This is a genomic window from Megasphaera sp. AF13-6AC, assembly GCF_027685385.1.
Classification (GTDB): Bacteria; Bacillota; Negativicutes; order Veillonellales; family Megasphaeraceae; genus Megasphaera; species Megasphaera micronuciformis.
The window spans coordinates 1-2,052 of record NZ_JAQCUN010000181.1 but is presented as its reverse complement, the minus strand read 5'-3'; the positions used below and the strand labels follow the sequence as shown (position 1 = coordinate 2,052).

Sequence of the window (2,052 nt, the reverse complement as noted above, 5' to 3'; positions counted from 1 at the left end):
CAAAAAACCAAAAAGGCTTTTCCCCTGCCTGTAATCTCGGCAATACCTTTTCCGGATCCTTATAATAATCAAAAATCAGTACCTTCGTATCCGTTTCGACTGCAAAACCACTATGGTTCAAATAATACACTTTCACAAAAGTCATTAATTCCTCCAGCATCAAAATAGTACCTGCTACTATCACTATATTATAACAATCAGAATGTAAAGACTCAACACCTATGCCCATTCCGGTACATGAGAGTTTGTCGACTTTTCTCGTTGGGAATATATCGAAAAACAACCCTCCCGAAAAAAGCTTCGGAAATTTTTATTTATAAAAATACAGTCTGGACCAATACCATATAGAACAAGGTACCGACAAACATGCTGATAAGAAAGTTTTTCTTATATAAATGAACCCCAACGGTTACAATCAGTGCCAGCCCTTCAGGAATTCCGTTTGGCCAAGTCATAAGACTGACGTCCTTCAACGCATAAACAACCAACATCCCCATAACGGCGGCCGGCAACACCTCTCCTAAATACGTAACGACATCGGGCAACTTCCCGTCTCGTTTATTTACAAAAAGTAAAAAGGGCGAGAACCGTGTAACCCAGGTACCGAAAGCCACTATAAAGATTGTCCACATCATCTGTTCACTGGTCATCATGAGCAATCCCCCCTAAGCGGTAACGTAGTAAAAACACGGAAAGTATACCCGCCATAGCCGGTATCAGAAAGGAAGCGAGACCGCATATGAATAGGGCTACCAAGGTAATAGCCAGCCCCATAATACCGCATTTTGCCGATTTGGAGCGGCACAGATCCAAAAAAAGAACAACAAACATAGCTGTCAACACAAATCCAATCCCCTTAAGCGGCAAAAAGGTCAGTGTACTTCCGGCTATAGAACCGATTAAAACACCCATAAACCAATATGCCTGATTCAGCAATGTAACCCAAAAATAAAACCAACCTTCATCAATATTTTCAGGGACCTCCGTAGTTACATTAACAGCAAAGCTTTCATCACACATCCCGTAAATGAGGTACGGTGTTTTCCAACCTTTTCCCCTATACTTACCAAGCATCGTGATCGCGTAAAATAAATGCCTACCATTTACCATAAGCGCCATAATAAAGGCTCCCACGGGATCAAATGGTTGAAATAACAGCGTCACTGTAATAAATTCCATAGACCCGGCAAAAATAAGCAAACACATAATAAGGGGGTACCCTAAAGGTAGCCCCTGTGAAACGGTAAATAACCCGTACGTAAGGCCAATAAATAAAAAACCGGCAGCAATAGGCACAGTTAGTGGAAAAGCAAATCGTAATGCCCGTAAAACAGTTTGTGACAACATGATTGTCTCCTTCCATTACTTTATAAGATATAACGTACATCAAAAATCAGGCTAAATCAATAGATATACAAACTACCATAGCATAGGCGAAAATTATAAATATACTATGCTTATGAAAATATATTTTATTCTTGACAATTCTTATAACGACGTATAGAATTACAATTAATTTCACAAGTACATGCAATGACCGAAACAAGTACACATATGTACGGGTCACACAGAGAGTATCGGCCACCGGCTGAAAACCGATACAGCAGCCCACTTATGTCGAATGCCTTCGGGAGCAGGATTATCGAACAACAGTAGATAGTCCCGTATGACTGACGTTACAAGTCCTTGAGTGGTAATCAATATATGATTACAATCAGAGTGGAACCGCGGATTCGACGTCTCTGTGAGACGACGGGTCTTTTTTTATACCCTTTTATCAGGAGGTTGTACTACGTGTTTTCAAGATTACGTAAAGATATTCAAGTAATCAAAGATCGAGATCCGGCTGCTAAAAACGTGGCGGAAATCTTGCTTTGTTACGCCGGTCTGCACGCAATTTGGGCACACAGACTCTCTCACTTTTTTTACCGTCACGGTTATTTTGTTACGGCTCGCCTTATTTCCAACATAGCCCGCTTCTTTACAGGCATCGAAATCCATCCCGGTGCCCGCATCGGCGAAGGACTTTTCATCGATCACGGTACAGGCATT

At 41.3% G+C, this 2,052-nt stretch carries 3 protein-coding genes and 1 other annotated feature; of the genes, 1 reads left to right on the top strand and 2 read right to left on the bottom strand.

Annotation, left to right across the window (positions count from 1 at the left end):
* Positions 1-314: 314 nt before the first annotated feature.
* Together PGX78_RS07845 and PGX78_RS07840 are read right to left on the bottom strand one after the other, a co-directional pair.
* Positions 315-650, bottom strand: coding sequence for a branched-chain amino acid transporter permease (locus tag PGX78_RS07845; protein WP_270446352.1), 336 nt, complete (start codon positions 648-650; stop codon positions 315-317).
* Positions 640-1,347 carry an AzlC family ABC transporter permease gene (locus tag PGX78_RS07840; protein ID WP_270446350.1) on the bottom strand — a complete coding sequence of 236 codons (708 nt, stop codon included), beginning with the start codon at positions 1,345-1,347 and terminating at the stop codon, positions 640-642. The genes PGX78_RS07845 and PGX78_RS07840 overlap by 11 nt, the downstream gene beginning before the upstream one ends.
* 177 nt (positions 1,348-1,524) lie before the next feature.
* Positions 1,525-1,747, top strand: a binding site (T-box leader).
* 47 nt (positions 1,748-1,794) lie between these two features.
* Between PGX78_RS07840 and PGX78_RS07835 the strand changes: the two genes are divergently transcribed.
* Positions 1,795-2,052 (top strand): serine O-acetyltransferase (locus PGX78_RS07835; RefSeq protein WP_442864818.1); only part of this gene is annotated, 258 nt, incomplete at its 3' end.

Bases quoted from the DNA above. Each gene is read 5' to 3' on its own strand.
- PGX78_RS07845 (WP_270446352.1), bottom strand. From the start codon at position 650: ATGACCAGTGAACAGATGATGTGGACAATCTTTATAGTGGCTTTCGGT.
- PGX78_RS07840 (WP_270446350.1), bottom strand. From the start codon at position 1,347: ATGTTGTCACAAACTGTTTTACGGGCATTACGATTTGCTTTTCCACTA.